Source organism: Mesorhizobium sp. M8A.F.Ca.ET.208.01.1.1, from assembly GCF_004791315.1.
GTDB lineage: Bacteria > Pseudomonadota > Alphaproteobacteria > Rhizobiales > Rhizobiaceae > Mesorhizobium.
In genome coordinates this window covers 55,997-82,646 of sequence record NZ_SRUT01000011.1, presented here as the reverse complement: position 1 = coordinate 82,646, position 26,650 = coordinate 55,997, and the positions used below count along the sequence as shown (strand labels likewise).

The 26,650-nt window shown below is 65.4% G+C and carries 25 protein-coding genes and 1 pseudogene; 9 read left to right on the top strand and 17 right to left on the bottom strand.

Annotated features, from left to right (window positions below):
* Nucleotides 1-5: 5 nt before the first annotated feature.
* The gene (locus tag EN851_RS30575; RefSeq protein WP_189521969.1) at nucleotides 6-1,793 is read left to right on the top strand and encodes an ABC transporter ATP-binding protein; all 1,788 of its coding nucleotides are present in this window, start codon (nucleotides 6-8) and stop codon (nucleotides 1,791-1,793) included.
* 56 nt (nucleotides 1,794-1,849) lie between these two features.
* On the opposite strand, the gene EN851_RS30570 is transcribed toward EN851_RS30575, so the two are convergent.
* Together EN851_RS30570 and EN851_RS30565 are read right to left on the bottom strand one after the other, a co-directional pair.
* Nucleotides 1,850-2,107 carry a hypothetical protein gene (locus EN851_RS30570; protein ID WP_127280552.1) on the bottom strand — a complete coding sequence of 86 codons (258 nt, stop codon included), beginning with the start codon at nucleotides 2,105-2,107 and terminating at the stop codon, nucleotides 1,850-1,852.
* A 108-nt stretch (nucleotides 2,108-2,215) separates the two neighbouring features.
* Complete coding sequence (locus tag EN851_RS30565) at nucleotides 2,216-2,959, bottom strand: thioredoxin family protein (RefSeq protein WP_127280553.1); 744 nt, start codon at nucleotides 2,957-2,959, stop codon at nucleotides 2,216-2,218.
* Between the two features lie 292 nt (nucleotides 2,960-3,251).
* Here EN851_RS30565 and EN851_RS30560 point away from each other — a divergent pair, with 292 nt between their 5' ends.
* The 3 genes from EN851_RS30560 to EN851_RS30550 all read left to right on the top strand — a co-directional run bounded on the left by EN851_RS30560 (nucleotide 3,252) and on the right by EN851_RS30550 (nucleotide 6,125).
* Nucleotides 3,252-4,472 (top strand): helix-turn-helix domain-containing protein, encoded by a 1,221-nt coding sequence (locus EN851_RS30560; RefSeq protein ID WP_135930669.1) that lies wholly within the window; start codon nucleotides 3,252-3,254, stop codon nucleotides 4,470-4,472.
* Nucleotides 4,473-4,558: 86 nt separating this feature from the next.
* Nucleotides 4,559-5,191, top strand: coding sequence for a PQQ-binding-like beta-propeller repeat protein (locus EN851_RS30555; RefSeq protein ID WP_127279056.1), 633 nt, complete (start codon nucleotides 4,559-4,561; stop codon nucleotides 5,189-5,191).
* A gap of 103 nt (nucleotides 5,192-5,294) precedes the next feature.
* Nucleotides 5,295-6,125, top strand: coding sequence for an aldo/keto reductase (locus EN851_RS30550; RefSeq protein WP_135866085.1), 831 nt, complete (start codon nucleotides 5,295-5,297; stop codon nucleotides 6,123-6,125).
* A gap of 82 nt (nucleotides 6,126-6,207) precedes the next feature.
* Here EN851_RS30550 and EN851_RS30545 read toward each other — a convergent pair whose 3' ends face one another.
* A complete protein-coding gene (locus EN851_RS30545) occupies nucleotides 6,208-6,579 on the bottom strand; it encodes an endonuclease domain-containing protein (protein WP_135919394.1) in 372 nt (123 codons plus the stop codon).
* Between the two features lie 128 nt (nucleotides 6,580-6,707).
* Nucleotides 6,708-7,016 (bottom strand): hypothetical protein, encoded by a 309-nt coding sequence (locus tag EN851_RS30540; protein WP_135919393.1) that lies wholly within the window; start codon nucleotides 7,014-7,016, stop codon nucleotides 6,708-6,710.
* Nucleotides 7,017-7,212: 196 nt separating this feature from the next.
* Here EN851_RS30540 and EN851_RS30535 point away from each other — a divergent pair, with 196 nt between their 5' ends.
* From EN851_RS30535 to EN851_RS30525, 3 genes are all read left to right on the top strand, one after another.
* Nucleotides 7,213-7,905, top strand: a complete 693-nt coding sequence (locus EN851_RS30535) for a glutathione S-transferase family protein (RefSeq protein WP_189521963.1) — start codon at nucleotides 7,213-7,215, stop codon at nucleotides 7,903-7,905.
* Between the two features lie 334 nt (nucleotides 7,906-8,239).
* Nucleotides 8,240-9,742, top strand: a complete 1,503-nt coding sequence (locus EN851_RS30530) for an ATP-binding protein (RefSeq protein ID WP_127870338.1) — start codon at nucleotides 8,240-8,242, stop codon at nucleotides 9,740-9,742.
* A gap of 6 nt (nucleotides 9,743-9,748) precedes the next feature.
* The gene (locus EN851_RS30525; protein WP_135930668.1) at nucleotides 9,749-10,564 is read left to right on the top strand and encodes a sulfotransferase domain-containing protein; all 816 of its coding nucleotides are present in this window, start codon (nucleotides 9,749-9,751) and stop codon (nucleotides 10,562-10,564) included.
* Between the two features lie 26 nt (nucleotides 10,565-10,590).
* On the opposite strand, the pseudogene EN851_RS30520 reads toward EN851_RS30525, so the two are convergent.
* From EN851_RS30520 to EN851_RS30465, 10 genes and pseudogenes are all read right to left on the bottom strand, one after another.
* A pseudogene (locus EN851_RS30520) lies at nucleotides 10,591-10,686 on the bottom strand (protein usg); the annotation flags it as partial.
* A 250-nt stretch (nucleotides 10,687-10,936) separates the two neighbouring features.
* A complete protein-coding gene (locus EN851_RS30515) occupies nucleotides 10,937-11,812 on the bottom strand; it encodes a hypothetical protein (RefSeq protein ID WP_135930667.1) in 876 nt (291 codons plus the stop codon).
* Between the two features lie 278 nt (nucleotides 11,813-12,090).
* Nucleotides 12,091-13,071 (bottom strand): ABC transporter permease, encoded by a 981-nt coding sequence (locus tag EN851_RS30510; protein ID WP_135930666.1) that lies wholly within the window; start codon nucleotides 13,069-13,071, stop codon nucleotides 12,091-12,093.
* A gap of 232 nt (nucleotides 13,072-13,303) precedes the next feature.
* Nucleotides 13,304-14,275, bottom strand: coding sequence for an ABC transporter permease (locus EN851_RS30500; protein WP_127280750.1), 972 nt, complete (start codon nucleotides 14,273-14,275; stop codon nucleotides 13,304-13,306).
* Nucleotides 14,272-15,813 carry a sugar ABC transporter ATP-binding protein gene (locus tag EN851_RS30495; protein WP_135930665.1) on the bottom strand — a complete coding sequence of 514 codons (1,542 nt, stop codon included), beginning with the start codon at nucleotides 15,811-15,813 and terminating at the stop codon, nucleotides 14,272-14,274. The genes EN851_RS30500 and EN851_RS30495 overlap by 4 nt, the downstream gene beginning before the upstream one ends.
* 214 nt (nucleotides 15,814-16,027) lie before the next feature.
* Nucleotides 16,028-17,062: an ABC transporter substrate-binding protein gene (locus EN851_RS30490; protein ID WP_127870344.1), complete on the bottom strand. Its 1,035-nt coding sequence runs from the start codon at nucleotides 17,060-17,062 to the stop codon at nucleotides 16,028-16,030.
* Between the two features lie 89 nt (nucleotides 17,063-17,151).
* Nucleotides 17,152-18,066 (bottom strand): sugar phosphate isomerase/epimerase, encoded by a 915-nt coding sequence (locus tag EN851_RS30485; RefSeq protein ID WP_135919387.1) that lies wholly within the window; start codon nucleotides 18,064-18,066, stop codon nucleotides 17,152-17,154.
* Nucleotides 18,067-18,101: 35 nt separating this feature from the next.
* Nucleotides 18,102-19,634 (bottom strand): mannitol dehydrogenase family protein, encoded by a 1,533-nt coding sequence (locus EN851_RS30480; protein WP_135930664.1) that lies wholly within the window; start codon nucleotides 19,632-19,634, stop codon nucleotides 18,102-18,104.
* Nucleotides 19,631-20,413, bottom strand: coding sequence for an SDR family oxidoreductase (locus EN851_RS30475; RefSeq protein WP_127870347.1), 783 nt, complete (start codon nucleotides 20,411-20,413; stop codon nucleotides 19,631-19,633). The genes EN851_RS30480 and EN851_RS30475 overlap by 4 nt, the downstream gene beginning before the upstream one ends.
* Before the next feature lie 342 nt (nucleotides 20,414-20,755).
* Nucleotides 20,756-21,649, bottom strand: coding sequence for a MurR/RpiR family transcriptional regulator (locus EN851_RS30465; RefSeq protein WP_135930663.1), 894 nt, complete (start codon nucleotides 21,647-21,649; stop codon nucleotides 20,756-20,758).
* 323 nt (nucleotides 21,650-21,972) lie between these two features.
* Here EN851_RS30465 and EN851_RS30460 point away from each other — a divergent pair, with 323 nt between their 5' ends.
* Entirely contained in the window at nucleotides 21,973-23,160 is a 1,188-nt protein-coding gene (locus EN851_RS30460; RefSeq protein WP_135930662.1) for a Gfo/Idh/MocA family oxidoreductase, read from the top strand.
* 202 nt (nucleotides 23,161-23,362) lie between these two features.
* Here EN851_RS30460 and EN851_RS30455 read toward each other — a convergent pair whose 3' ends face one another.
* Nucleotides 23,363-23,827 (bottom strand): NUDIX domain-containing protein, encoded by a 465-nt coding sequence (locus tag EN851_RS30455; RefSeq protein ID WP_135930661.1) that lies wholly within the window; start codon nucleotides 23,825-23,827, stop codon nucleotides 23,363-23,365.
* Between the two features lie 161 nt (nucleotides 23,828-23,988).
* Between EN851_RS30455 and EN851_RS30450 the strand changes: the two genes are divergently transcribed.
* A complete protein-coding gene (locus EN851_RS30450; protein ID WP_135930660.1) occupies nucleotides 23,989-24,522 on the top strand; it encodes a sterol desaturase family protein in 534 nt (177 codons plus the stop codon).
* 41 nt (nucleotides 24,523-24,563) lie between these two features.
* Here the strand turns inward: EN851_RS30450 and EN851_RS30445 are convergent, their stop codons facing one another.
* Nucleotides 24,564-24,947 carry a YkvA family protein gene (locus tag EN851_RS30445; protein ID WP_135916808.1) on the bottom strand — a complete coding sequence of 128 codons (384 nt, stop codon included), beginning with the start codon at nucleotides 24,945-24,947 and terminating at the stop codon, nucleotides 24,564-24,566.
* A 299-nt stretch (nucleotides 24,948-25,246) separates the two neighbouring features.
* Nucleotides 25,247-26,494: a DNA polymerase IV gene (gene dinB / locus EN851_RS30440; protein WP_135916760.1), complete on the bottom strand. Its 1,248-nt coding sequence runs from the start codon at nucleotides 26,492-26,494 to the stop codon at nucleotides 25,247-25,249.
* Between the last annotated feature and the right edge of the window lie 156 nt (nucleotides 26,495-26,650).

The window sequence follows — 26,650 nt, the reverse complement described above, 5'->3', positions numbered from 1 at the left end:
AGGCCATAATGCGATTTTTGCCGCCAAGCTTGCCGATGCTCGGCCGCGCGCTCGGAACGAAGCAGTTGCGACTGCTTCCGGCCGTGGTGGTTCTTGGTCTAGTCGGCGCCGCCCTCGAAGGGTTCGGCATAGGCTTGATCATCCCCTTGCTGGGCATAATCATGGGACACGCGGATGCGGCCGGAATGGCCGGCTTGTCCGCCGTCTTTCAGTATTTCGGATCGGGCCTGGACGAGCGCGACCGGCTGATCGTCATTTCGGTCGCCATCCTCGGCTCGATCATCCTGAAGAACGTGTTCGCATTCGCGAACACGCTGCTCACCACCTTCATTTACGGCAAGGCAAGCCATTCGATCCGCAGCGCGCTGTCGGAGCAGCTCCTCAGGATAGGTTACCCGTTCTTCCTGCAGCAAAGTCCCGGACGGCTGCTCAACATCATCTCGAACGAATCCTGGCGGGCATCGGATGCGATCCAGATCATGCTGTCGGCCATCGTCAGCGCATCGGCGGCCATCATCCTGCTGGCGTTCCTGCTCCTGCTGTCGTGGCAGATGACACTGTTGGTCACATTGGGCCTGGCCCTCATCCAGGTCGTCCATGCCGTTCTCTCGGCCAATCTGAAAGCGCCCAGCCGCAGCGTCGCCTCCCGCAACAGCGATCTCGCATCGCAGATGCTGCACCTTGTCCATGCCGGGCGCCTGATCCGTATCTTCGGACAGGAGAGCCGCGAGCAAGCGGTGTTCGACCAGGCATCGGACGCGGTGCGCCGGGCTGCTTTCGTCCTGCTTACCCGGCAGGGGGCGTTGCCACCGCTGACCGAGGTTCTCCATGCGATGCTGTTCCTTGCGGTGGTGATCGGCGCATGGTTCGCCAATGTGAGCTTCCCGCTGATCGTCGCATTCGTCATCCTGCTCTACCGGCTGCAGCCGCATATGCGGGCTTTGCAAATGTCGTGGAGCCAGCTGCAAGGCTTGAGCGGGTCGCTCGAAGAGGTCGATTGGATGCTGGATCCGGCGGACAAGCCCAAGCCTCCGCAAGGCGACGGGCCATTCCACGGTTTGCGGCAAGGGATCAGCTTCGACGACGTGGCATTTACCTATTCCGGCACGGACGCACGCGCGGCGGCGCTGCATTCGGCGACTTTCGATATCCGAAGCGGCCGCTCGACGGCGCTCATCGGCCGGTCGGGCGCGGGCAAGACGACGATCGTCAATCTCCTGTGCCGCTTTGTCGAGCCGAGCTCCGGGGGGATTCTTGTCGATGGATCGCCGCTCGACCGGATCGACCCCAGCCAGTGGCGAAAGCACGTCGCGCTTGCCAGCCAGGAGCTGGAACTGGTGGACGGCACCATTTCCGAGAACATAACCTACGGCCAGGATGGCGCCACGAGCAGCGATGCCGAGCGTGCCGCGAGACTGGCCGAAGCGCATGAGTTCATTGAACATCTGCCCCAGGGCTACGACACCGTCGTCGGCTACAGGGGTGTCAATCTGTCAGCGGGACAAAGGCAGCGGATCGCCTTGGCGAGGGCGCTGGTGCGCGATCCTGATCTGCTCATCCTGGACGAAGCCACGAATGCCGTGGACGGACTGTCGGAAGCGGCGATCGTCGAGACGTTGAAGTCGAGAGCCGGCCGCCGCACGACCCTCGTGATCAGCCATCACCACAGCACCATCTCGTTCTGCGATGACGTGGTGATCCTGAGCGGCGGCCGTGTGAAGAAGCAGGCCCCATTCGCGGCCCTGGCGTCGCTCAGCATGGATGAGCTTTACCAGCATGAACCGACCCTCTGACAGGTCCGAGGCCCTGTCTCTCTCCGGCCTGTGGTGGGGTTACAGGGCGGCGGCCGTTACCGGGCCCGCCGGCCGGAAACCACCCGCAGCCAGGGCGTCAGATGGAAGGCGCTCATCAGGAGATACATTGCCGGCATGCCGGTAAGAGGCGAGGCGCCCATGCACAGCATTGCGGCGCCACCGCCCTGAAGACAGGAGACCAGCGCCATCAGGGCGAAGGTCGGCGCCGCGGCGAGGCACAGCCAGTCGGCGATGCCGGGGGTGGCGGTGTTTTCGGGGGTCGCGCTTCCGGAGCCGGAATGAATGTCGCTCATGGCCTTTTCCCTTGATGGTTGGCAAGGAGTTGGGTTCCTCTCCCCCGCTCCGCGAGGGAGAGGAAACCAGGCAGGATGGGGCGTGCCACCCTTTCCCGCCAAGCGCTGCTACTCGCTCTTGTCGCGGAACGCGGCCTCGCCGGCGGCTGACACTTCGGCCCATTTCTTGTCGGCCCCAGCTTCGTAATTGTCGTGCCAGTTCCACCAGCTGTAGAGCGGGGTCTGCGGGTAGCCTTCGGGCGAGTCCTCCCAGGTCTCCTGGCGGCCGAGCGGGGTGACGTCGAGATAGCTCCAGACAGTACCCAACGCCTCGTCGCCGCGGTTGTTGATGAAATAGGTGCGGAAGATGCGGTCGCCATCATGAATGAACACGTTGTGGCCGTGCCATTCGTCGACGCCGAAGTCTTTGTCGAAGCTGTCGGTGATGGTGTACCAGGGAATCTCCCAGCCCATCCGCTGCTTCAGCCGTGCAATGTCGGCCTGCGGGGCGCGCGAAGCGTAGGCGAGCGTGGTGTTGCGGGCGTTGAGATGGGCGAGGTGACCGACCTGGTCGGCGCCGAGCGAGCAGCCGCGGCAAGCGTGATCGGGCCAGCCATAGACGCCGGGCTCGAAGAAGGCGCGGTAGACGATCAACTGGCGGCGGCCTTCGAACAGGTCGAGCAGGCTGACCTTGCCGTCGGGGCCATCGAAAACATAGGCCTTGTCCACTTCCGTCCACGGCATGCGGCGGCGTTCGGCCGACAGCGCATCCCTGGCGCGCATCGTCGCCTTCTCCTTCACCAACATCGCTTTGTGAGCGGCTTCCCAGTCTTGCCGTGAAACGATCGGTGGCATCTTCATCGTCATGTTCATTGGTCTTCTCCTTTGCCAGTCGTGGCGTCGTTGCGGTGTGGTGTTGCCTGGGAATGTCGGGGCGTTGCGGGCGCGGCGAAATCCGCGAGTTCCGGCCCGGCGCAGCAGGGGTGGCGTGCGGCGTGCTTGGCCGTATCATTCGCCGTGGCGAGGTCGAGGTCGGTGGAGGCAGGCATTTTCTGGTTCTCCCTTGCGTGCCGTCATTGCCGGCACGACTTGCTGGTTGACGGTACTGACTTAAGGTAGGGCAGCGCCGCGCCGAGGTGGGAGTTACAAGTGTGACGGGATTTGAATGGACTCGCTGATCAACGCGGCGGCGCTGGCGCTGGCTTCGGGCGATGCGCTCGGTGCGCTCGACCGCGTCGCCCTGCGCGAGGATGCGCCGGCGCTGGCGCTGCGCGGCATCGCCATGGCGCAGCTCGGCGACTTCGATCGCGCTAAGCTGTTGTTGCGGCGGGCCGCGCGCGCGTTCAACCCGAAAGAGGCAGTCGCGCGCGCCCGCTGCGTCGTCGCCGAGGCCGAGATCGCGCTGGTCTCGCGTGATCTCGGCTGGCCGGCCAAGGCGCTCGACGCGGCCCGCGCGGCACTGGAAAAGCATGGCGACCGGTTGAACGCGGCGCATGCCGGCCACCTCAAGGTGCGGCGGCTGCTCTTGATCGGCCGCCTCGACGAGGCCGAGCATGTGCTGGCCGGGCTCGACCCGGCGCCGCTTCCGCCGGCGGCCAGGGCCGCGCACGAGCTTGCCGTCGCCGGCATCGCCATGCGGCGCCTGCGGACCAGGCCGGCGCGCGCGGCGCTGGAATGGGCGCGCCATGCCGCCCACATAGCCGGCATTCCCGGCCTCATCGCGGAGGTCGAGAGCGCAAGCCAGGCGCTGGAGACGCCCGCGGCGCGGCTGATCGCGCAGGGCAGGGAGCTGCCGGTGCTGCTCGAGGAGGTCGAGGCGTTGCAGGGATCGCCGGCGCTGATCGTCGATGCCTTCCGCTACGCCCTGCGCGGCGGCGGGGTCACGATCTCGCTGGCGAGCCGGCCTGTGCTGTTCGCCCTGGCGCGGACGCTCGCCGAAGCCTGGCCAGGGGACGTGTCGCGGGGGGAACTCGTGGCGCGGGCCTTCGGCGGCAGGCATGCCGATGAATCGCATCGCGCGCGCCTGCGCGTCGAGATCGGGCGGCTGCGCGCCGAGCTTCGCCCACTGGCCGGCATCAGCGCCACCAAACATGGCTTCACGCTGGCGCCGCGCCAGGCGCACGCGGTGATGGTGCTGGCGCGGCCGATCGAGGAGCGGCACGCGGCCGTGCTTGCCTTGCTCGCCGACGGCGAGGCCTGGTCGAGTTCGGCCCTGGCGCTGGCGCTCGGAACCGGCCAGCGCAGCGTGCAGCGGGCGCTCGAGCCGCTTGCCGAGGCCGGCAAGGTGCAGTCCTTCGGCCATGGCCGGGCGCGCCGCTGGATGACGCCGCCGGTGGCGGGATTCACGACCACCTTGTTACTCCCCGCGCCGCTGCCAGATGGCTAAGGTGCATTGATATTCAGACTCTCGACCCACCTTGGAACATGATCCCAGACGTCAGCGGGATGACGACCACCATCGAGGACAAAGACATGAAGCATTCGGCGGCCGAAATCCTGAGGGAATACGGACCTTTTCCCGGCGCCAAGACGGTGGCCGGGGTGAGCTTTGACGGCAAGAACGTCTGGTTCGCCTCGGGCGACAGGCTGAATGCCTTCGATCCGGAGAGCGGACAGGCGTTGCGTTCGATCGATGTCGCGGCGCATGCCGGCACCGCCTATGACGGCCGGCATTTTTTCCAGCTCGCCAAGGACCGCATCCAGAAGATCGATCCCGATACCGGCGAGGTGCTTTCCACCATTCCGGCACCCGGCAATGGCGGCGATTCCGGGCTGACCTGGGCCGAGGGCACGCTGTGGGTGGGGCAGCACCGGGAGCGCAAGATCCACCAGATCGATCCCGAGACCGGAAAAATCCTGCGCACCATCGAATCCAACCGTTTCGTCACAGGGGTGACCTGGGTCGACGGCGAATTGTGGCACGCCACCTGGGAGGGCGACGAGAGCGATCTGCGCCGCGTCGACCCGCAAACGGGCAAGGTTCTGGAGAAGCTCGACATGCCTGCCGGCATGGGCGTCTCGGGACTGGAATCCGATGGCGGCGACCGCCTCTTCTGCGGCAGCGGAAACGCCGGCGTGGTGAGGGCGGTGCGCCGGCCGAGGTGAAGGGACACGAATTTTCCCCCGGCGAATTTTCCCCCGGCGACTGGCCGTTGCGCGGCGTCGAGCCTAGATAGGCTGGACCATCCCCCCGCAAAAGGACCAGACCATGCCCCAACAGATCACGTTGAACGACGGCGCCGCCATTCCCCAGCTTGGCCTTGGCGTGTGGCAGGTCGATCACGACATCACCGCGCAAGTGGTGGGCTGGGCGATCGAGGCCGGCTACCGGCTGATCGATACCGCCGAGGGCTACCAGAACGAGGAAGGGGTCGGCGAGGCGATCCGCGCCGCCGGCGTGCCGGCAGCAGAGCTGTTCATCACCTCGAAACTGCGCAACGGCGCCCACCAGCGCGATGCGGCGCTGCGCGCCTTCGACGACACGATGAAGAAGCTCGGCGTCGAGCAGCTCGACCTGTTCCTGATCCATTGGCCGGTGCCCAGCCAGGACAAATATGTCGAGGCGTGGAAGACGCTCGTCGAGCTGAAGCAGGCTGGCCGCATCAAGTCGATCGGCGTCTCGAATTTCAATCCTGATCATCTGGAGCGCATCATCGGCGAGACGGGCGTGGTGCCAAGCGTCAACCAGGTGGAACTGCATCCGCGTTTCCAGCAGCGTGCGCTCAGGGAATTCCATGCCAAACACGACATCCATACGGAAAGCTGGAGCCCGCTGGGCAGCGGCAAGCTGCTCGGCGACCCGACCATTGCGGGCATTGCCAAGAAGCATGGGAAATCCGCCGCGCAGACCATGATCCGCTGGCATCTCCAGCAGGGGCTGATCGTCATCCCGAAGTCGATCCGCCAGGATCGCATCGCCGCCAATTTCGACGTCTTCGATTTCGAACTGGACGCGCAGGACCTGAAGACGATCGCGGGCATGGATTCGGCCGACGGCCGCGGCGGTCCGAACCCGGCGACGGCGGCGTTCTTGTTTTAAAGCTGGCGTCGAAGCTGCCAATCTCCCCCCTCGTGGGGGAGATGCCCGGCAGGGCAGAGGGGGGCGCTGTCCCGCCAGCCTTTCATTCGATACCACCCAAACCCGCCATGATGACAATATGCTGGCTGACATTGTCGATGTCGCGGATGACATCGTCATTCCAAAACCGGAGCACGGTCCAGCCGTCCTGCTCCAGACGCCTCGTCCTGACAGTGTCGTTCACTGCAAGATCTGCATCACCATGCTGCGATCCATCGAGTTCGACGACAAGCTTCTTCTGCGGGCACGCAAAGTCGGCGATATAGCCGGCAATCGGAAATTGTCTTCGAAAGCCAAGCCCCATCAGCCGATGCGCGCGAAGTTCATTCCAGAGCTTCAACTCCTCGTCGGTCATGACTTTGCGCATCGATCGAGCATTCGCTCGGTTCTGCGGCGGCAATGGCGTATGAGGCATGGCAGTTTCGATTGTGATTGAGGTTGGCGCTCTACGGCGCCCCCCTCTGTCCTGCCGGACATCTCCCCCACGAGGGGGGAGATTGGCGGTTTCGGCGATTTCGCCAATCGCAGAGGGGAGGAAGAGCGCTAAATCCCCGAGCCGTCCAGCTGCTGCGCGTCGTCGCCTTCCCAGGGCGCCGGCATCGAGGCGCCCCGGCTGAGATTGGCCGAGGGCATCGGCATCCAGCATTTCAGCTCCGGCTCGGCATATTCGACGACGCGGCCAGGCGAGGAATCGGAAGCGCGCCAGCCTTCCTCACCGAATTGATCGGCGCGTGACCAGTAGGCAAGGTCGACTTCCGCCGGCCCCTGTTCGGATGGGCGGACCGTAACGAGAATCCGGCTGCCGTCTTTCGGCGCGTTCGACATGTGGCGCCAGCGGTCGGGCTCATCCATCGTTCTTCCTCCTGCCTTGCTGCGGGATGAAGTGTCGCCTCGCCATCGGAGACGGTCAACCCAAACTTTGCCCAACCCATCCTGTTTCGATGGCTGCTCGTTCCGCCCGCTCCCGTGGGATGTATGATTTGTCGGATTGCGCCAGCCGCATCCGTCCTTGATCTGACGGTGGTCGCCGGGGACAAGGAGAGCATTCATGAGTGACAGGGGCGAGGCGATGCCGGCTGGGGTGGAAACAAAACTGTTCTTCAGCCGCAATCCCAATCCGCGCCTGGCGGTCGCGGTGGCGCGTCATCTCGGGGCGAGGCTGACCTTCGAATTCGCATCGCCGTTCGCGCCGGGGCAAGCGGAGCGGTTCCGGCCGCTCAATCCCAATCTTTCCCTTCCAATACTGGCGTGGCCGGGCGGCAGCTTGTGGGAGGCCGACGCCATAGCCTGCCGGTTGTCGCGCGACATGGGTTCGGATTTCTGGCGCGGCGGTGAGGATGAGCCCGACATGATCCGCTGGCTGAGCTGGGGCAAGGAGAATTTCGCGCGGGCCTGCGACATGGTGCATTTCGAGCGCGGCACCAAGCAGCGCTACGGGCTGGGCCCAATCGATCATCAGTTGGTCGCGGAGGGGCTGAAGCTTTTTCAAGCGACGGCGGCGATCCTGGAGACAACGCTTGTCGGCAGGCAATGGCTGGTCGGCAACTCGGTCTCCTATGCCGACTTCCGCATGGCGACGTTCCTGCCGTTCAACGACGTCGCCGGGCTGCCGCTCGGTGATTATCCCGCTCTTGCCCGCTGGTATCGCCGGCTCGAAGCCGTCGAAGCCTGGCGTGATCCCTTCAAGGGACTGGCCGCACCGCATTTGCCGCCGGTGCCGAGGCAGGAAGCGATGAGGTGACGGACAGACCTGACGACCGGCGCATACACAGAGGAACTTGAAGACGCCGGCCGCCATTTGGGGCGTTGGGTGCATCACGTTGGGGCACGATGCAGGGTCAGGTTAGGCGGATGCCTGGTGCCCGCAATCGGAACGCCGGCCCATGGTGAACAGGGGGTTACTATCCACAGGCCCGAGGCAGTAACCGGCAGGCGGCGCGCCGGTTTGCGGCCGTCCATCGTGGCCACGTCATCATTGTCTCGGCTGTGCGCAACGCGAATCGCTTGGCCTGCGCGGCTCGACGGGCCGCGATCGGGTTGATAAGCCCGTCTGCGAAGGAGCCGATGAGTCTGGCATGACCGTTGCGATCGAGATGGGACACACGACGGCGGGCGCTCCGGCGAAGCTCGATCTCGAGGAGTTGCTGGCGACCCGCCTGCTGGTGCAGGGCAATTCGGGCTCCGGCAAGTCGCATCTGTTGCGGCGCCTGCTCGAACAGAGCGCGCCCTGGGTGCAGCAGACCATCGTCGATCCGGAAGGTGACTTCGTCTCGCTGGGCGAGCGTTACGGCCATCTGGTGATCGATGCCGAGGAGCACACCGAGCGCGGCCTGCAGGCGGCCGGCGAGCGGGCGCGCATCCACCGCGTCTCGACCGTGCTCAACCTCGAAGGGCTCGACGCCGAGAACCAGATGCGACGCGCCGCTGCTTTCCTCGGCGGGCTGTTCGAGGTCGCGCGCGACCATTGGTACCCGATGCTGGTGGTGGTCGACGAGGCGCAGCTGTTCGCGCCGGCGGTGGCCGGCGAGGTTTCCGACGAAGCGCGAAAACTCTCGCTCGGCGCCATGACCAATCTGATGTGCCGTGGCCGCAAGCGCGGGCTTGCCGGCATCATCGCCACGCAGCGGCTGGCCAAGCTCGCCAAGAACGTCGCGGCGGAAGCCTCCAACTTCCTCATGGGCCGCACCTTCCTCGATATCGACATGGCGCGCGCCGCCGATCTGCTCGGCATGGAGCGGCGGCAAGCGGAGGCCTTTCGCGACCTGGAGCGCGGACAGTTCATGGCGCTGGGGCCGGCGCTGTCGCGCCGCCCGCTCGGCCTACGCATCGGCCCGACCGACACCAGCCCGCGCAACGGCACGCCCAGGCTGATGGCGATGCCGGAATCCGCTCTCGAGGACGCCCGCGCGATCATCCTGGCCGCCCCGCCGCCCGAGACGATGCGCGCGCCGCGCCGGGTGGCGTCGCCGGATCTGCTGGAGCAGCTGATGGCGGCGAAATCGGCGCCGCGCGACATTCGGCCCGAACCGGCCGAGCCCGCGCCCAGCGCCGAGGATCTGGCCGAACGGCGCGAGCGGATGGACCGCATCCTGCGCGCCATCCTGGCCGAACCCGATGCGGGATTTCGCGTCATCGGCGTCCTCTACCAGGAATTCGTCGTGCGCTGCCGCATCGAGGGACTGGCTTCGGTCATACCCGATCTCCAGGAATTTCGCCGCATGCTGACACGCGCCCGTGCCGGGGTGGGGTCCGACATGGCCGAGGATGACGCGTGGCGGGATGTTTCGGTGCGCGCCTCACTGCTGCCAGAGGACATGCAGGGCGTGTTCATGATGATCGCGCGCGCGGCGAAGGAGGGCTGGCCGTGCCCGAGCGATGGCGCGATCGCCCGCGCCTATGGGTCGCACTCCATGCGCCGAGCCCGGCGGCTGCTGACCTATATCGAGGAGCAGGGCCTCATCGTCTGCCAGCTCGACGGCACGGGAAAGCGCACGGTGACGCTGGTCGAACTCGCCTGGGCCACCGCGCCGGGCGACCCCAACGCCGAGGCGGCGGAGCAGGGCAGCCTGGCGCTGTGAGGGCCGATGACTAGCCCAGGTCCCGGTGGATCGCGGACGCAGGCCGGCGGCACTGTCGCCCGGATCCGCATCATGGGGACGCCGAAATCGGGCACGAATCTCGCAAAACATCTGGTCGAGGCCTATCTCGGCGTGCCCGTCGTCTTTGACCAGGGTTTTTGGAAGCATGGGATCTTTCCGGCCCTGATGAACGGGCGCGCGCTGCAATATGGCGACTTGCCCATCATTGTCATGAGCAAGGACCCGATCACTCAGCTCCTGTCCTGGTTCCGTTTCACCAGGCACAACAGCATTTTGAGGCCGGCCAAACATTTCGGTTCGTTCCTGAACCAGCCTTTCGAAATCAGGCAGGATTTCACGCGGCCGCAGATGGAATACAGGTTCCGCGCACCCGCCGACTACTGGAACCAGTTCTACTTTGCTATGGAGGCGCTGCGCCGCACCGGCACGCCCGTGCATTTCGTATGCTATGAGCAACTCGTCGCGACCCCGGCCCTTTGCCTGAGTTCCATTTCCCGTTTCCTCGATCTGTCCACGCCGTTCGAAGCCAGCACCGACGTGACAATTCCACGCCACGCGCTTGTCTCGAGCAATGACATCGACCGGTCCGGGGACCCGGCCGCCAACGAGAGCCTGTTTAACCCCTCGCGGGCGGATCTGGCAGCCGCGTTGGCCAGGATCGGCTGGCGCAATGCGCACAGAATCCTGCGCGACATCGACGACGACGTGCTTGAGGCAACGGGCCGGGCCGGATTTCGCATCACCTGCAGGCAGGCGATCGGTCCCGCGGCGATATTGAGGTCGTTCATCGGCTTCTGGTGAGGCCCGCGTGCGCAACGACGCCGCCCTTACTGGACGGTGATAACACCGTCGACCGCTCGCCATTCCGATGGGGCGATGAGCCGGTGGTGGGCGATGTGGACGGAGTGAAGCGGTCCCTCCAAGCGCTCGGGGTGGCGCGCGGCCGCGACGCAGCACGCGTCATGGACGGCGGGATACTCGATCTGCAGGAGGCCCCATGCGTGGTCGCAATGAAGTCCTAGATATCGAGGATAAACTTGGCTATCGGGCCGCCGGGCGCCACCATCGGGCAGTTGGAAGGCAGCTCCACTTCTTTCGATATTGTTCCGGCGTTAGGCCATAGTTCCAGCGATCAGTTGGTTGCCGTCAAGACGGCCGGCTCCTCGGACAAGCTCAGCCGGTGAATGCCTTGAACTTGTCCTTGGAGGTCAGCAACACATCGCCCTTGAACGAAATCGAGAAATCGCCCAGCTGGTACTTGCCTTGGTCGTTCTTGAGCAGGATGTCGCCAGTCACCTTGTTGGGGCCACCCTCGATGCCTTTGACTATCCTGGCGACGTAGCGCAGATTGCTCTTGGCAAAGAGCATATCGTTCCTGGCCAGTTGCTGCGCGAGAAGCTGGCGTTTCGAGTCGTCGCCGATGCCTTGCAGGCGCTTTTCAATGGCCTCGGGGGTGACACTCGCCAAGGCGCTGTTCAAAGCTGGCAAGGCCTTCTGCAGGCTGAACAGGGCATCGGAAGTCATCCTGCCGGCATCACCGTAGGTCAGGCTCTGGTTGCTGATCGCCTTGTTGGCCTGCGCCTGCGGGCTGCGGTCGGCAGCGGCCTCCATCTCGTCCTGGACGGCCCACATATAGTCATATTCTCCCATCGCCATCACCGTTTCCGGTGTCTCGCCCGTGGGGATGAAGTTGCGCGCAACGGTGGAATCTTCGTGTCGGCGGTCTGCCTCGACCATCGAGCCGATGAAGCGTGTATACTCCGCTTGGAGTTCGTCAAAGTTGGCTTCGCCCGCGCGCAAATAACGGTCTTGTGCCGTCGTGGTGGACGTTGCACTGATGGGTGAAGACGCCTGCGCCCCAGCGACCTGGCCAAAGCTGCCGAACGGATCGTATTCGGCGTCGTCCTCATCACCTGTTGCACCCGGACGAATGACAGGAGGCTCGGTCCGCAGCGCCGTGCCTGCTTTCGCGAACGCGGGCTGGTTGGCGCCTGCAAAGCCGCTCTTGGCCGACATCAGCTTCTGTATCGTAACGGTGAAATCCGGCATGATCCGCATCGAGCAAGCTCTCGTGTTTCACATGCCTTGTGCATGCGATTCACAGAATGAAGCATAGGCGGTTAATCAATGGTTCAAAGTGAACGCTGGCCGAAAACAAATAGTGGTATCCAATGGCATCACGCCAATACACTTCAACAAGGACTAATATAGTTGGCAAAAATACGGAAGCGGCGAGTTTCTCAAAATCGATCCTTTCGCCGCTTATCTCTTGTGCACAGGCACTGGATTGCTTGATGATCCAAAACGGTGGCCTTCGCGGGATCCTTTCACCGCTCCTCGACGATCCGCAAATAGGCCGCCGTGACGAACAGCACGATCAACCCGAACAAGATCCTTCTAGCCCCCTCCGGCATCTGCAGGATGGTCAGGAGCGTCGTCAGCACGGTGAGGATCAGCGCGCCGATGATGGTGCCGGTGTAGCCGCCGCGGCCGCCGAAGATGGAGGTGCCGCCGATGACGGCCGCCGCCACCGAAGGCAGCACCAGCGGTTCGGCGAGCGACAGGGAAGGGGCCTTGATCAGGCCGATATAGAGCAGGCCGGTGATGCCGGCGAGCACGCTTGAGGTGACGTAGAGCGCCGTTATGACCTGCCAGTATTGCACGCCCGACAGACGCGTCGCGCGCTCATTGTCGCCGACGGCGTAGAGCAGGCGGCCGAAGCCGGTGCGGGCGAGCGTGAAGACGATGAGCGCGGCCAGCGGCACGAAGAGCAGCAGGGCGTTGGGGAAGCCGTAGGTGACGCCGGTGCCCAGCCAAGCGAGGAAGTCGGGGATCTTGGCGCCCGACGCGATCACCGTGCGCTGGTAGACCTGCAGGCAGCCGGTGCCGATCAGGCTGGTGCCCAGCGTCATGATCAGCGGGTGGACGCGGAAGACGCCGACGCCGATGCCGTTGACGAGGCCGATCAGCACCGCCGGCATCATCGCCAGCAGGAACGCCACGGCCGGGTCCTGGTTGACGATCTGCGTCGCCATGATGAAGGCGCTCATCGTCGCCACCGTGCCGACCGACAGGTCGATGCCGCCGGTCAGCATGGTCATGGTCTGGCAGCCGGCAAGGATCGCCAGCGGAATGGCGAATTTGATGGTGTTGGCGATCCAGCGCTCGTTGACGATGCCGGGACGCAGGATCTGCAGGATCACCACCAGGATGACCAGCAGGATGATCAGCGGGATGAGCGGCCGGTCGGCCATGAAGCGTTTTAGGCGGCGGCCGAAGGGGACGGGGGTGATCGCTGATGTGCTCATGGGGTGGGTCCGATGTTCTGGGAGGGTAGCGCTCTACGGCGCCCCCCTCTGTCCTGCCGGACATCTCCCCCACAAGGGGGGAGATTGGCCGCTTTGGCGCCCCACTCTTTTCTGCAACGTTGAAGATTGGCGAAAGCCGCAACAACAGCCAATCTCCCCACAAGTGGGGGAGATGGCCGGCAGGCCAGAGGGGGGCGCCGTAGAGCGCTACGCTCTATATTTCTCTCTCCCATCATTGCCGCCCCCGCATCGTGATAAACGCGCCGAACATCACCACGGCGACCATGATCAGGCCTTCGATGATGGCGGTGACGTTGGGGTCGATGGCGAGCAGCGTCAGGTCCGTGCGCACCAGGCGCAGCACGAAGACGGCGACGATGGGGCCGAGCAGGCCGCCCTTGCCGCCGCCGAGCGCGACGCCGCCCAGCACCACGGCGGCGACGCTGGCGAGCAGATAGGGGCCGGGAATGGGAGCGCCGATGCCGGTGCTCATGGTCAGCGCCAGCCCGCCCATGGCCGCGAACAGCCCGGACAGCGCGTAGGCGATGATGCGCGTGCGGGCGACAGGCACGCCGCTGCGGAACGCCGCCAGCTCGCTCGAGCCGATGGCGTAGATGGAAAGGCCGAGGCGCGAGCGCCGGAGCGGGACCCAGATCACGCAGAGGCAGACGATCAGCACCAGCAGCGCCTTGGGCAGCCAGGCGTCGATGGCGTCGGGCAGGCCCGGTATCGGCACGGTGCCCGAGATCATCGCCTTCAGCCATTCTGCCGCGGCGCCGCCCGGTGCGCCGAGCACCAGCAGGGCCGCCCCTTGCAGCACGAACAGCATGGCGAGCGTAACGACGATGTCGGGCACGCGGGTGACGACGATGAGCAGGCCGTTGAGGGCGCCCAGCACAAAACCCATGGCGAGCACGAAGGGCACGACGAACAGCGCGTATTCCTCGCTGGCCCCCGCCATCATCGAGGCGGCGGTGACGCTGGTCAGCGCCATCATGGCGGCGACCGAGAGGTCGATGCCGCCGGCGATGACGACGACGGTCTGGGCAGCGACGGCAAAGGCGTAAGGCAGTACCGCCCGCGCCAGCGAGCCGAAATCGCCGCTGCCATAACCGGGCTGGATCAGTTTTGTGACGATGAACAGAATGATCAGCAAGGCGAACAGGCCTGACACCCAGCCCTGGCGGCGCAGGAAATGGTTCATGATATCGTCCCCGAAGACGGGGACTGGGGATCGGCCAGGATGCCGATATCGGCCTTGGCGCCGCGCGGCAGGCCGTAGGCGGCCCGCATCAACGCCGGTTCGTCCGCTTCCTCGACCGGAAAGATGTCAACGAGACGGCCGCCGAAGATGACGATGACGCGGTCGCAGACGCGCTGCACCTCCTCGAGTTCCGAGGTGTAGAACAGCACCGACTTGCCGTGGCCGGCGAGTTCGCGCAGCAATTTATAGATCTCCTGCTTGGTGCCGACATCGATGCCGCGTGTCGGATCGAAGCACAGGATGGTGCGGGCGTCCGCCGCGATCCAGCGCGCGATGGTCACCTTCTGCTGGTTGCCGCCGGACAGGCGCTGCACCTCGCCCTGGGCGCGGGTGTCGATCTGCAGGCGCTGGATAGCGCTCTGCACGGTGGCGCGCTCCTTGCGCATATGAATGGGGCCCCAGTTGCGCAGGGCGGCACTGAAAGGAAGCGCAATGTTCTCACGCACCGAGCGCTGCATGGCGAGCGCCTCGGAACGGTCGCCGGGCACATAGGCAATGCCGGCGCGGATGGCGTCGATCGGGTGTGAGAATTTTACTGCCTGGCCGTCGACCTCGATCGTGCCGCCGGACGGCCGGATCGAGCCGGCAAGGGCGGCGAACAGCTCGTCCTGGCCCTGGCCTTCGAGCGCGACGACGCCGGCCACTTCGCCATCGGCGAGATCGAAGGAGACATCGCCGAGCTTGATGCCGACGCGCAGGTTTTTCACGGTGATGCGCGGTCGGGCAGGGGCGGATGCCGCCTTCTCGCTGACGCTTCGGGCGGCGACCTTGGCCTTTTCGATGCGGGTGCCCAGCATCAGCTCGACGATCTTTTCCTCGACGCCCGGCACGATGTCGACGACGCCGACGGTCTCGCCGTCGCGCAACACGGTGGCGCGGTCGCAAAGGGCGGCGATTTCGACGAAGCGATGGGAGATGAAGATCACCGCGCGGCCGGCGTCGCCCTGGCGGCGGACCACTTCCAGCACCTTTTCGGCAAGGTTGGCGGGCAGCGCCGCGGTCATCTCGTCGAGCAGCAGCACGTCGGGTTCAACGGCGAGCGCCCGGGCCAGATCAAGCACGCGCAGCACGGCCAATGGAATGTCGCGCGCGCTGTCGCGCAGGTCGAGGTCGGCGATGCCGAGTTCGCGCACCCAGGCGCGGAACGGCTCGACCGGCGTTCCGGTGAGCCGCAGATTGGACAGCACGTCGAGATCGGGGATCAGCGACGGCTCCTGGTAGACCGGCAACAGCCCGGCGCGGCGCGCGGCTGCCGGCGAGCGTATGTCGCGCGCCTCGCCCCGGATCAGGATGCGCCCGGCATTGGCTGAAATGGCGCCGGTCAGGATCTTCACCAGCGTCGACTTGCCGGCGCCGTTGGCCCCCATCAACGCATGCACCTCGCCCGGCAGGACGGACAGCGACGCATTGCGCAGGGCCGCAACCGCGCCGTAGTTCTTGGCGACGCCCGTGGCGTCGAGGAGGGGGCTGGTGGTCAAATTGATTGGTTCTCGATTTATGAGGTCGAATAATTAGAAATGTCGGCGCCGCCCCTCACCTGCCTGCCGGCATCCTCTCCCCGTATAGAGACGGGGAGAGGGGGGCTTGTCGCCGGCATTGCGGCCAGCTTCTCTCTCCCCGTTTACGGGGAGAGATGTCCGGCAGGACAGTGAGGGGCAGCGCCGACGGATGGTCCGTTGGCAAACCTCAGCCTTACTCCCCCGGCCCCTTGCAGGCCACGATCTGCTCCTTGGTGTAGGTCGTCCAGTCCGGGATCGAGATCGAGACCGGCCATTCGGGGCTCAGCGACGGGTCGGCGGCGGCCTTCAGCTTGGCCTTGCCTTCGTCGGTGGCGTTGTCCCAGAGCTGCGGGTCGACCAGCACGGTCTGCTGGGCCGGCTTCTTGCCGTCGAGGATCTGCAGGGCCAGCGTCACGCCGGCACCGCCGATCGAGCCGGGGTTGGTGACGGCGGCACCGACGAGGCCCTTGACCGAGCTCAACTGGCCGACGAAGCCGGCATTGTCGGCGCCGACCACCGGCACCAGCGGCGCCTGCGATTCGACCAGCGCGTCGACGATGACGTTGTCGATGCCGGAGGTCCAGATGCCGTTGATTGGCGTGCCGGTGGCGAGGAACGACAGCATCTGCTGCTTCGCCTGGTCCTGCTGCCAGCCGGTGAAGACTTCCTGCGCGACCTTGACGTCGGGGAATTCGGCCAGCGCCTTCTTGAAGCCTTTGTCGCGATCGGAGTCGGCCGAGGCGCCGGCGGCACCGCGCATGTAGAACACCTCGCCCTTGCCGCCCATCTGGCCGAACAGCCATTTGGCGCCGAGATAGGCATACTGCTCCTGGTTGTTGGAAATGATGTAGGCCGATGGCTCGGTCACGGCCTGGTCGACGGCGACGACGACGATGCCGGCCTTGGTCGCTTCTTCAAGACCCGCCTTGATGCCGGCCGGATCGGCGGGGTTGACGACGATGGCGTCGACCTTGGCGCTGATCAGGTTGCGGATGTCTTCCAACTGGCCGGCGGCATCGGTGTTGCGGTGGGCGATGTTGAGCTTGGTCACTTCGCCCGAGGCGAGCGCCTGCGCCTTCATGGCGCACACCATCTCCTCGCGCCAGCCATTGCCCTGCACGGTGTTGGAGATGCCGATCGTGTATTTGCCGGCGGCGGACGAGATCGCAACCGAGGCCAGCAGGGCGGCGCTGGCAAGCAGCGGAACCATGGTCAGATATGTCTTCATTTCAGTCTTCCTCCACATTGTTTTTCAGTTCAGTTCCAACCCGTTAAGCCGTGCCACTCACAAACGGAGTCAAGTGGCTCGCCTTGCCGTCATTTGACGAAGGGACGCAGCACGTCGCGGGCGAGCAGGAAACCTCGCTTCACCTGCTCGTCGCTGCCTTCAAATCGCCTGTCCTCATGCTCGATGATGACCGAGCCGTCATAGCCGGCGCGGTAGAGGCCGGAGAAGAAACCGCTCCAGTCGACATCGCCCAGCCCCGGCATGCGCGGCACCTGCCAGCCTATCCCGGCCGAAAGGATTCCGCGCTCGTACAAACCATCATGATCAATCATCAGGTCCTTGGCGTGGACATGCAGCATGTAGGGGCCGAATTCCCTGATGAAGCGGGCCTGGTCGATCATCTGCCAGACCAGGTGCGAGGGGTCGAAATTCATGCCGACATCGCCGCCCCAGCTCTCCAGGATGCGGCGCCAGACTTGCGGCGAATAGGCGATGTTGTGCCCGCCCGGCCATTCGTCATAGCTGAAGATCATCGGGCAGTTCTCGAAGGCAAGCTTCACCCCGTGGTCGCGTGCATGGGCGACGATCCCGGGCCAGACTTTCAGCGCATCCTGCCAGTTGACGTCGACGGTTTTGGAGGCATCGCCGCCGCAGAAGGTGTTGACGACCGGCACGCCCATATTGGCGGCCAGCACGATCACCTTCTTCAGATGGCCGATGACCGCCTCGCGGTGGGCGGGATCGGGATGCAGCGGGTTGGGGTAGTAGCCGAGGCCGGAGATGGACATGTTCTTTTCCGCCAGCGAAGCGGCAATCTCTTTCGCCTGCGAGGCCGAGGTGCCGGCGGCGTCGATATGGCTGGTGCCAGCATAGCGGCGGGTGGCGCCGGAGGTTTTCGGCCAGCAGGCGATTTCCAAGGCCTCGAAGCCGACGGAGCTTGCCCAGCCGGCGACCTCGCCGAGCGGAGTCTCCGCGAATGGTGCGGTGAGCAGTCCAAGTTTCATCATGCCTCCCCTGACCGCGAACCCGCGATCGATGTTTATAATGCCGATAGTTTGGATCGTTTCAACCTCGCGACCCCGTCTTGCTCCAGACTGTGTCGAACGGCCGCCATCGGATCGTCCGAAAGCAGTTCGCCCAGCGCTGAAGTCACCGTCTTGCGAAACGCCTCGTCGGCGGCAAGGTCGGGGTCGAAAATCGTGTCGATGGTCAGGATGGCGGAAGCCAGCGCCGGCGCGTCGCGTCCGGTTTCGTCGGCGATCGCGGCGAACCTGCCGGCATAGGGATCCGACACCGGCCAGCGTTTGCCGAAGCGCGCCGAGGCCAGGATGAGATAGGCCATCCAACCGGCGACCGGCACCGACAGCAGGCCGATGCCGGCGCCTTGGTTCAGCCGGTCGCGGATCGGGTTGAGCAGGCGCTGGACGATCTTCTGCGAGCCGTCGGTGGCGATCTGGTGGTTGCGATGGCGGATCGCTGTGTTCTTCAGCCGGCCGAGGCTCTGCTCGATATAGGCATTCGGCTCCATGCCGGGCACCGGCGTCAGTGTCGGCAGCGTCTCCTCGACCAGCATGCGCTTGACGAAGACCGACAGCAGCGGGTCGGCGATGGCATCGAATGTGTGTTCGAGCCCCGCCAGCACGCCGAGCGTGGCGAGCGTCGTTTGCGCCCCGTTCAGCACCCGCATCTTGAGATGCTCGAACGGCGTGACATCGTCGACGAAGGTCGCGCCGGCCAGGTCCCAGCGCGGCATGCGGCCGGCGAATTTCTGCTCGATCACCCACTGCCGGAACGGCTCGCCCACCGCAACGGCCCCATCGCGATAGCCGAACCATTGTTCGACGCTGTCGAGATCATCCGGCGACACAGCCGGCGCGATGCGGTCGACCATGGCGGAGGGGAAGGCGGCATTGGCCGCAATCCAGTCGGCAAGCCCATTGCCACGCCGTTCGGCAAAGCTCCGCACGACATTTTCCAGGATGACGCCGTTGGTCGGAATGTTGTCGCAGGAGAGCAGTGTCAGCTTGCGGCCATGCGTGGCCCTGCGCTGCTCCAGCGCCAGCGCCAGGATGCCGGGCAGGCTGCGCGGCGCTTCCGGATTGGCGAGATCATGGACGATGTCGGGATGGCCGAGATCGAGCGCGCCGGTCGACGGGATATGGCAATAGCCTTTTTCCGTCACCGTCATCGTCACCAGTTCGATGTCGGGCGAGGCGAGCACCGCGAGCGCCGGTGCGGCGCTGTCCTGGCTGTCGACCACCTTCGCGATGCTGCCGATGACGCGCGCCTCGACATGGTCGTTCTCGCGGATCAGCCTTGTGTAGAGGCCGCCTTGCCGGCCAAGGGTGTCGGCGAGCGCGGGCGGGCGGATATTGATGCCGACAATGCCCCAGCGGTCGAACTTCAGCGAGAGCAGGTCGTCGGTGTATTCGGCCTGGTGGCAGCGGTGGAAGGCACCGACGCCGAGATGGGCCATGCCGGGTGACAGCGATGCGCGGTTGTAGGTCGGCTTTTGCACGGCGGCGGGAAGCCGCTCCAGCAGGCCAGGCCCAAGCGTTTCGATGGCGTTCACCGGTTCGCCCCGATCACCGACTGCTCCTGGTCGATCACCGCCCCGGTCATCGGCCCGGCCGCGTCGGAAAGCAGGAAGACGGCGAGGTTGGCGATATCGTCCGGCCTGAGCAGCCGGCCAAAGGGCTGGGCGGCGTTGGCGGCGTCAAGCCAGCCCGGGCCATGACCGAGCGTCTGCGCCTGCATCACACGCTCGGCCGGCGTGTCGGTCCAGCCGACATTGATGCCGTTGACGCGGATGCGGTCGAAGCGGTGGGCGTTGGCGGCGTTCTTGGTGAGCGTCGCCAGCGCGCCCTTGGTGGCGGAATAGACGGCAAGCTCCGGCGAGCCGCAATGGGCGTTGATCGACAGGATGTTGACGATCGCGCCCCCCTGGCCGCGTTTCCGCATGTCGGCAATCGCCGCCTGCATCAGGAAGAACGGCGCGCGCGCATTGACGGCGAACAGCGCCGCCCAGTCTTCGGGGCTGGCGTCGAGGAAGGACGCGCGGTCGGTGAGGCCGGCGGCGTTGACCAGGCCGTCGATGCGACCGAAGCGCTCGATGCAGGCCTGCGCCAAAAGGGCCGGAGTTTCCGGGTCTCCGAGGTCCGCGGCGACGAAGAGTGTCGGCGTGCCCAGCCGCGAAAGCTCCGCCGCGACCGCATCGCCACGCGTCTTCTCGCGGCCGGTGACCAGCAGCCCGGCCGCGCCGGAGCGCGCCAGGGTCTCGGCGATGGCACGGCCGATGCCTTGCGTCGACCCGGTGACCAATATCACCTTGCCTTCGAGCCTGATCTCCATTCCTCTTCCCGGAACAAAGTTTCTATTTTTCAAAATATGGAACGATAATTCCCGGTAGTCAATTGTGCCAGTGGCGGTTCATCAGATGACATCGCTAAAGTCCGCGCCGCCCCTCACCTGCCTGCCGGCATCCTCTCCCCGTATAGTGACGGGGAGAGGGCGCTGTCGTCACCGATTTCGCCAATCACCAATGTTGCAAAGGGGGTGCCAGCGCTGAGGCCAGCCCCTTCTCCCGTCACTATACGGGGAGAAGTGCCCGGCAGGGCGATGAGGGGCGGCGCGGGCGTCGATAATTTATGGTCGCCGCCACAAGTCGAAACTCTCCATCAAAACCTCCAATATTCACTTGCCGCGCTTTGCCGCGACGCCTTGGACCAGCGCCATGCCGACGGCGAGCGACGCGGCCAGCGAGCGGAAACCGGCGAAGTCGGATTCCACCACCTCCAGCCAGCTGTCCGAGAGCCGGATCAGCGGCGAGAAGGTGCTGTCGGTGATGGTGACGATGCGGGCGCCGCGTTCGTGCGCCACCGCGACGAGGTCGGGCGTGATCGAATTGTAGGGGCTGAAGGATACCGCCAGCACCGCATCCTGCCTGCCGATACAGCCGACCTGGTCGAGCGCGGTCGAGCCGACATTGTCGACCAGCACGTTGCGCACGCCTTGCTGCGAAAGCGTCAGCGACAGATAGGTGGTGACCGGGAAGGCGCGCTTGGAGCCGATGACGTAGATCAGGTCGGCGTCGGCCAGCGTCGCCAACATCTTCTCGAAGCTTTCGACATCGAAGCCGCTTTCGATGCGGCCGAGCGAGGCCTGCGAGGCGCCGACCATGCCGCGCAGGAAATGCATGGCGGCGTTAGGCTCGGCCTCAGCGCGCTGCTCGCCACGGCCTTCCGGCCAGGATCCCTTGACGTGGTCCTTGAACAGGCCCTGGAAATCGGAAAAGCCGGAATAGCCGAAGATCTGCGCGAAGCGCACCAGCGTCGAGGGCTGCACGCCGGCCTGTGCCGCCACTTGGGCGATGGTGCCGAGCGCGACCTCGCTCGGATGCTGCCACAGGAAGATCGCCACCTGGCGCAGGCGCTTCGGAAAATGCACCGTGCCGGACGACAGCACCGCGCGCAGCTCTTCGTAGGTCTGCGGCTGTATATAGCCAAGGGCCGCCAGCGAACGCCCGCGCTTGCGCGTTGCCGCCTCGTCGGCACTGGATCGTCCGGATGGTTTTCTCGCCCCGCTCATGAATTCAGGCTAGCGCGATACGATCGTTTTACAATATGGAAATTGGAAATCCTGTTCGAGGGTGGTAGGGGGGCTCGGTAAGTCCTTCCAACGTCGTCATCCCAGGGCGAAGCAGGAGCGAAGCTCCGTCGCGGAGACCCCTGGAGCTGCTCCGCGGCCCAAGGGATCCATGCCGTGACAGTTGCCGAGGAACGCGGCGGAATCAGAAGATTCTGCACCGTCGCAACGCCTTGAAGCCACGGCATGGATCCTGGGGTCTGCGCCGCGTCGCTGCGCTCCTTGCTCCGCCCCAGGATGACGAAGTGATAGGTGGAGGAGGAAACATGGTCTACGCAACATCGGACGGGTCGGCGGGCACGCGCTTGAGGGTGGGCATGGTCGGCGGCGGCCGCAACGCCTTCATCGGCGCGGTGCATCGGCTGGCCATGCGGCTTGACGACCAGATCGCGCTGGTCGCCGGCGCGCTGTCGTCCGATCCGGACAATGCCGCCGCCTCGGCCGCCGAAATCGGCATCGCGCCGGATCGCAGCTATGCCGATTATCGCGCCATGGCCAAGGCGGAGGCCGCGCGGCCGGATGGCATCGAGGCGGTCGTCATCGTCACGCCCAACCATCTGCACGCGCCGATCGCCACCGCCTTTCTCGAAGCCGGAATCGACGTGATCTGCGACAAGCCGCTGTCGACGACGCTTGATGACGCGCGAGCGCTGGTGGCGCTGGCGCGCGCGAAAAAGCGGCGCTTCGTCGTCACCCTCAACAACACCGGCTACGCCATGGTGCGCCAGGCGCGCGAGATGGTGATGGCGGGCGAGCTCGGCCGGATCGTGTCTGTGCATGGCGCCTATATCCAGGACTGGCTGACCAAGCCGATCGATGCCGACGGCCAGAAGCAGGCGGAATGGCGCACCGATCCGGCGAGGGCAGGGCAGTCGGCGGTGCTGGCCGATATCGGCGTGCACGCCTTCAACCTGGCAAGCTTCATCTCCGGCCGCGAGGCCGACTCGGTCTCGGCGGACCTGTTCACCGCCGTGCCGGGGCGCCGGCTCGACGACAATGCGCATGTGCTGGTGCGCTGGACCGACGGCGCGCGCGGCACGATCCTGGCCAGCCAGACGTCGCCCGGCCACTACAACGACCTCTCCGTGCGCATCTATGGCGACAGTGCTGGACTCGAATGGTCGGGCACGCGGCCGGAGGAACTGCGCTTTTCCGTCCATGGCGAGGAAACCCGCACGCTGGTGCGCGGCGGCCATGGCTCGACGGCTGAAGCCCGGCGCGTCTCGCGCATGCCGGCGGCGCATCCGGAGGGCTATATCGAGGCCTTCGCCAATTTCTACCGCGACGCCGCCGACATCATCCGCGCCCACCGTTCGGGGGGCGTGGTCGATCCTGCCCGCGCGGCACAGGTGCCCGACGTGGTCGACGGCGCGCGCGGCGTGAAGTTCGTCGCCGCCGCCGTGGAGTCGAACGCGGCCAGCGGGGCGTGGACGGCGGCGCGGTTTGGGGGATGACAGCCAATCTCCCCCTCGTGGGGAGATGCCCGGCAGGGCAGAGGGGGGCGCCAAGGATCACTGCCTATCGGTATGATCCTCTTTCACGCAAGCCTCCGACGGACATACCTGATTGACCGAGACGTTGGCGGGACAGCGCCCCCTCTGGCCTGCCGGCAATCTCCCCCTCTTGGGGGGAGATTGGCAGCTTTGCCGTCGGCGATCATGCCACGCCCAGTTGCTCCGCCAGATCCGACAGCATCGGGCGCTGGCCCTGCAAAATCTTCACCTCGGCCTCGGCCAATGTGAACCAGCCGGCTCTGTCGACCTCCGGGAATTCCTTCATCGATCCGGATCGCGGCGGCCATTCCATGGTGAAGGTGTTGCTGCTGATGGCGGTGACGTCGATGTCGGCCTCGACGGACCAGGCCGAGACGATCTTGCCGCCCGGTTGCCGGTAGTCGCCAAGGCGCGCGAAGGCGCCTTCGACCTTCATGCCGAGCTCTTCCCCGGTCTCGCGTCGTGCCGCCGCCAGCTCGTCCTCGCCCTGGTCGACGAGGCCCTTCGGGATCGACCAGGCGCCATCGTCCTTCTTCGCCCAGAACGGGCCGCCGGGATGGACCAGCAGCACCTCGATGTCACCACCGCTGCGGCGATAGATCAGCAGGCCGGCGCTGCGTTTTGCCATGTTTGCATGTCCGTTTGCGGCACTGGTGCGAAGTCTGCCGATCTTGCACCGGGAAATTGCGACGCTATGTCAGGCGCATCCGGATTGCACCTCATGCGCGAGTCCGGCAATCTGATAGCATCGCTTTTGGGGCGGCGTCGAAAGTCAGGTGATTCGTCCGAATGCAGCTGGGTCTGATCGGCTACTATAGCGACTTCGTGGTCTATCCGCTGGTGATCGCCGTATTGGGCGTGGCCGGGCTGATCGAGGCCGGAGAGGAAGGCGCGCCGGACTGGATCGGCACGGCGCTGACCTGCCTTGGCCTGTGGACGCTGATCGAATACGTCCTGCATCGCTTCGTGCTGCACCACGTTCCCTGGATCCGGGACCTGCACGACCGTCACCATATCGAGGAGCGCAGCCCGGTGGGCACGCCCACCTGGCTCAGCCTCGGCGTTCATGCGCTGGTGGCGTTCCTGCCTGTCTGGATGGTCTCGGATTTCGCGACCGCCAGCGCGGTGAGCTGCGGTCTGATGCTGGGCTACCTCTGGTACATCAGCGTCCACCACATGATCCATCATTGGCATCCGACCCATCCGAGCTATCTCTATATGCTGAAGCGCCGCCACGCGGTGCATCACCATGTCGACGAGAACGCCAATTTCGGCGTGACGTCGATTTTCTGGGATCGGATTTTCGGCACCGCGCGGCTTTGACGTGGGGCTGCCGGGGCAATGAGAAACGCCGGGCCTGAAATCTAGGCCGAGCGATCTGGCCAGAACAACCAGATGAGCGCGGCGGCCATCAGAACCCAAATTCCAACGATGAATGCGAGACCGCCGCGGCTGGCCGGCCTGGATCGGCGAATGGCTTCCGCGCGAAACTCAGCCATCAAAGCGGCGGGGATCAACTTCACCGCAAGCAGGATGCCGAGCGGTACGATGATCAGATCGTCCAAATATCCGAGGACGGGAATGAAATCGGGTATCAGATCGATAGGACTGAGCGCGTAGGCGGCGACCACGCCGGCGGCAACCTTGGCGTACCAGGGAACGCGGGGATCGCGGGCGGCCAGCCACAAGGCGACCACATCGCGCTTGATGGCCCTTGCCCATTGCTTTGCCTTGTCAAGGATGGTCACACTGCAACCCTCTTTTATTAGATCTCGACAGTCGGCGCCGCCGCTCCCTTCGCTTCGATCATTGCAACCATTTTCGCGATCTGCAAACTGCCCCGCTAGCCAATTTCGCCTCTTCTTGACAAGCGGTGCCTGCCGGATGCTAGTTGCCGCCAGACGCCTGGGTGTGGGGGAATTGCCGTGAGGAAGACCTATCAAAAGCCGGTGCTGGTGAAGCGCGAGCTGCTGTCGGCCGTGACCGCGGCGCCGCCTGGTTCGGCACGTTGATCCGCAAGGCGTGAGCGACGGGAGGGCTTCTCCGCTCACAGTTCCTTTTCCGCCAACTCCCTGAATTCGTCCGGCACCGAACGGGCCGCCTCCAACGCCACCGTGCCGTAGCCGACAGCCTGTTTGCCGAAGCGCTCGCGGATCTTGTCGACGGCGCGGTCGGCGCCGAAACGGGCGAGGCCCTTTCGGCTGCCGGGGCGGCGCTTTTCGTCGGCAAGGCCGAGCGGCAGGTCGAGCTGCAACTCGGCGCTCTCTTCCAGATGCGAGACCGAGATCGCCAGCAGCGAGATGGTTTTCTCCAGTGGATGCTCGGCGAGCACGCCGCGCACCAGGTCGCCGGCGATCTCGGCCAGCATCACGGTCGCCGAAATCGGCTGGTCCAGCGTGATCGAGCGGGTGACGGCGCTGAGATCGGCGAAGCGCACGCGCACCGTCACCGTGCGGCCGGGACGGTTCTTGGCGCGCAGCCGACTGGCGACGCGGTCGGCCAGATGCAGCAGTGTCGGCACGATCACCCGCGCCACGGCCGGCTTTTGCCCAAGCGCCGATTGCGCGCCGGCCGAATGCGCCCGGCGCTTCGTCTCCAGCTTGCGCGGGTCGCGGTTCCACGCCAGGGCCGCGAGCTTGTCGCCGGCGGCCGGGCCGAGCAGCCGCGTCAGCGCGCCGCTGTGGGTGCGGGCCAGTTCGCCGATGGTCTCGACGCCGATCTCGGCCAGCCGCGCCCTGGTTGCCGGCCCGACGCCCCACATCAGCGAGACCGGCAAATCGTGCAGGAAGGCAAGCTCGGTACCGGGGTCGACCACCACCAGCCCGTCGGGCTTGGCGACCTGCGAGGCGATCTTGGCCAAGTGCTTGGTGCGCGCCACGCCGATCGAGATCGGCAGGCCGAGTTCTGCCCGCACACGGCGGCGGATCGCCATGGCGATCTCTCGCGGCGAGCCGAACAGATGCGTGCAGCCGGCGACATCGGCAAAGGCCTCGTCGATGGAGATGCGCTCGACCACCGGCGTGAAATCGTCGAGCACCTTGATCGCCGCGTCGCCCAGCCGTTGGTAGTGGCTGAAATTGCCGCCGACGAAGATCAATTGCGGGCAAAGCTCGCGCGCCTTGCGCCCCGGCATGCCGCCGCGCACGCCGAAGGCGCGCGCCTCATAGGAGGCGGCGAGCACCACGCCGCCGCCGACAGCGATCGGCTTGCCGCGCAGCGTGGGGTCGAGCAACTGCTCGACCGAGGCATAGAAGGCGTCGAGATCGGCATGCAGGATGGTGGCCGTCGTTTCCATCCTGTTCCGCTCATCCGCGATTGCTGATAGACCGGAACATATAGAGAACAAAAGCGGACCAATGTCAATCGGGAGGCAGGTTGTGGAGGCATCTCGTTGGGGAGTGTGACCTAGTTCAAATGCTTCGACTGGCTACCCAGGCGGCAGTGCTGCCCT

Bases quoted from the DNA above. Each gene is read 5' to 3' on its own strand.
- EN851_RS30570 (WP_127280552.1), bottom strand. From the start codon at position 2,107: ATGAGCGACATTCATTCCGGCTCCGGAAGCGCGACCCCCGAAAACACC.
- EN851_RS30565 (WP_127280553.1), bottom strand. From the start codon at position 2,959: ATGAACATGACGATGAAGATGCCACCGATCGTTTCACGGCAAGACTGG.
- EN851_RS30560 (WP_135930669.1), top strand. From the start codon at position 3,252: ATGGACTCGCTGATCAACGCGGCGGCGCTGGCGCTGGCTTCGGGCGAT.
- EN851_RS30555 (WP_127279056.1), top strand. From the start codon at position 4,559: ATGAAGCATTCGGCGGCCGAAATCCTGAGGGAATACGGACCTTTTCCC.
- EN851_RS30550 (WP_135866085.1), top strand. From the start codon at position 5,295: ATGCCCCAACAGATCACGTTGAACGACGGCGCCGCCATTCCCCAGCTT.
- EN851_RS30545 (WP_135919394.1), bottom strand. From the start codon at position 6,579: ATGCCTCATACGCCATTGCCGCCGCAGAACCGAGCGAATGCTCGATCG.
- EN851_RS30540 (WP_135919393.1), bottom strand. From the start codon at position 7,016: ATGGATGAGCCCGACCGCTGGCGCCACATGTCGAACGCGCCGAAAGAC.
- EN851_RS30535 (WP_189521963.1), top strand. From the start codon at position 7,213: ATGAGTGACAGGGGCGAGGCGATGCCGGCTGGGGTGGAAACAAAACTG.
- EN851_RS30530 (WP_127870338.1), top strand. From the start codon at position 8,240: ATGACCGTTGCGATCGAGATGGGACACACGACGGCGGGCGCTCCGGCG.
- EN851_RS30525 (WP_135930668.1), top strand. From the start codon at position 9,749: ATGACTAGCCCAGGTCCCGGTGGATCGCGGACGCAGGCCGGCGGCACT.
- EN851_RS30515 (WP_135930667.1), bottom strand. From the start codon at position 11,812: ATGCCGGATTTCACCGTTACGATACAGAAGCTGATGTCGGCCAAGAGC.
- EN851_RS30510 (WP_135930666.1), bottom strand. From the start codon at position 13,071: ATGAGCACATCAGCGATCACCCCCGTCCCCTTCGGCCGCCGCCTAAAA.
- EN851_RS30500 (WP_127280750.1), bottom strand. From the start codon at position 14,275: ATGAACCATTTCCTGCGCCGCCAGGGCTGGGTGTCAGGCCTGTTCGCC.
- EN851_RS30490 (WP_127870344.1), bottom strand. From the start codon at position 17,062: ATGAAGACATATCTGACCATGGTTCCGCTGCTTGCCAGCGCCGCCCTG.
- EN851_RS30485 (WP_135919387.1), bottom strand. From the start codon at position 18,066: ATGAAACTTGGACTGCTCACCGCACCATTCGCGGAGACTCCGCTCGGC.
- EN851_RS30475 (WP_127870347.1), bottom strand. From the start codon at position 20,413: ATGGAGATCAGGCTCGAAGGCAAGGTGATATTGGTCACCGGGTCGACG.
- EN851_RS30465 (WP_135930663.1), bottom strand. From the start codon at position 21,649: ATGAGCGGGGCGAGAAAACCATCCGGACGATCCAGTGCCGACGAGGCG.
- EN851_RS30460 (WP_135930662.1), top strand. From the start codon at position 21,973: ATGGTCTACGCAACATCGGACGGGTCGGCGGGCACGCGCTTGAGGGTG.
- EN851_RS30455 (WP_135930661.1), bottom strand. From the start codon at position 23,827: ATGGCAAAACGCAGCGCCGGCCTGCTGATCTATCGCCGCAGCGGTGGT.
- EN851_RS30450 (WP_135930660.1), top strand. From the start codon at position 23,989: ATGCAGCTGGGTCTGATCGGCTACTATAGCGACTTCGTGGTCTATCCG.
- dinB (WP_135916760.1), bottom strand. From the start codon at position 26,494: ATGGAAACGACGGCCACCATCCTGCATGCCGATCTCGACGCCTTCTAT.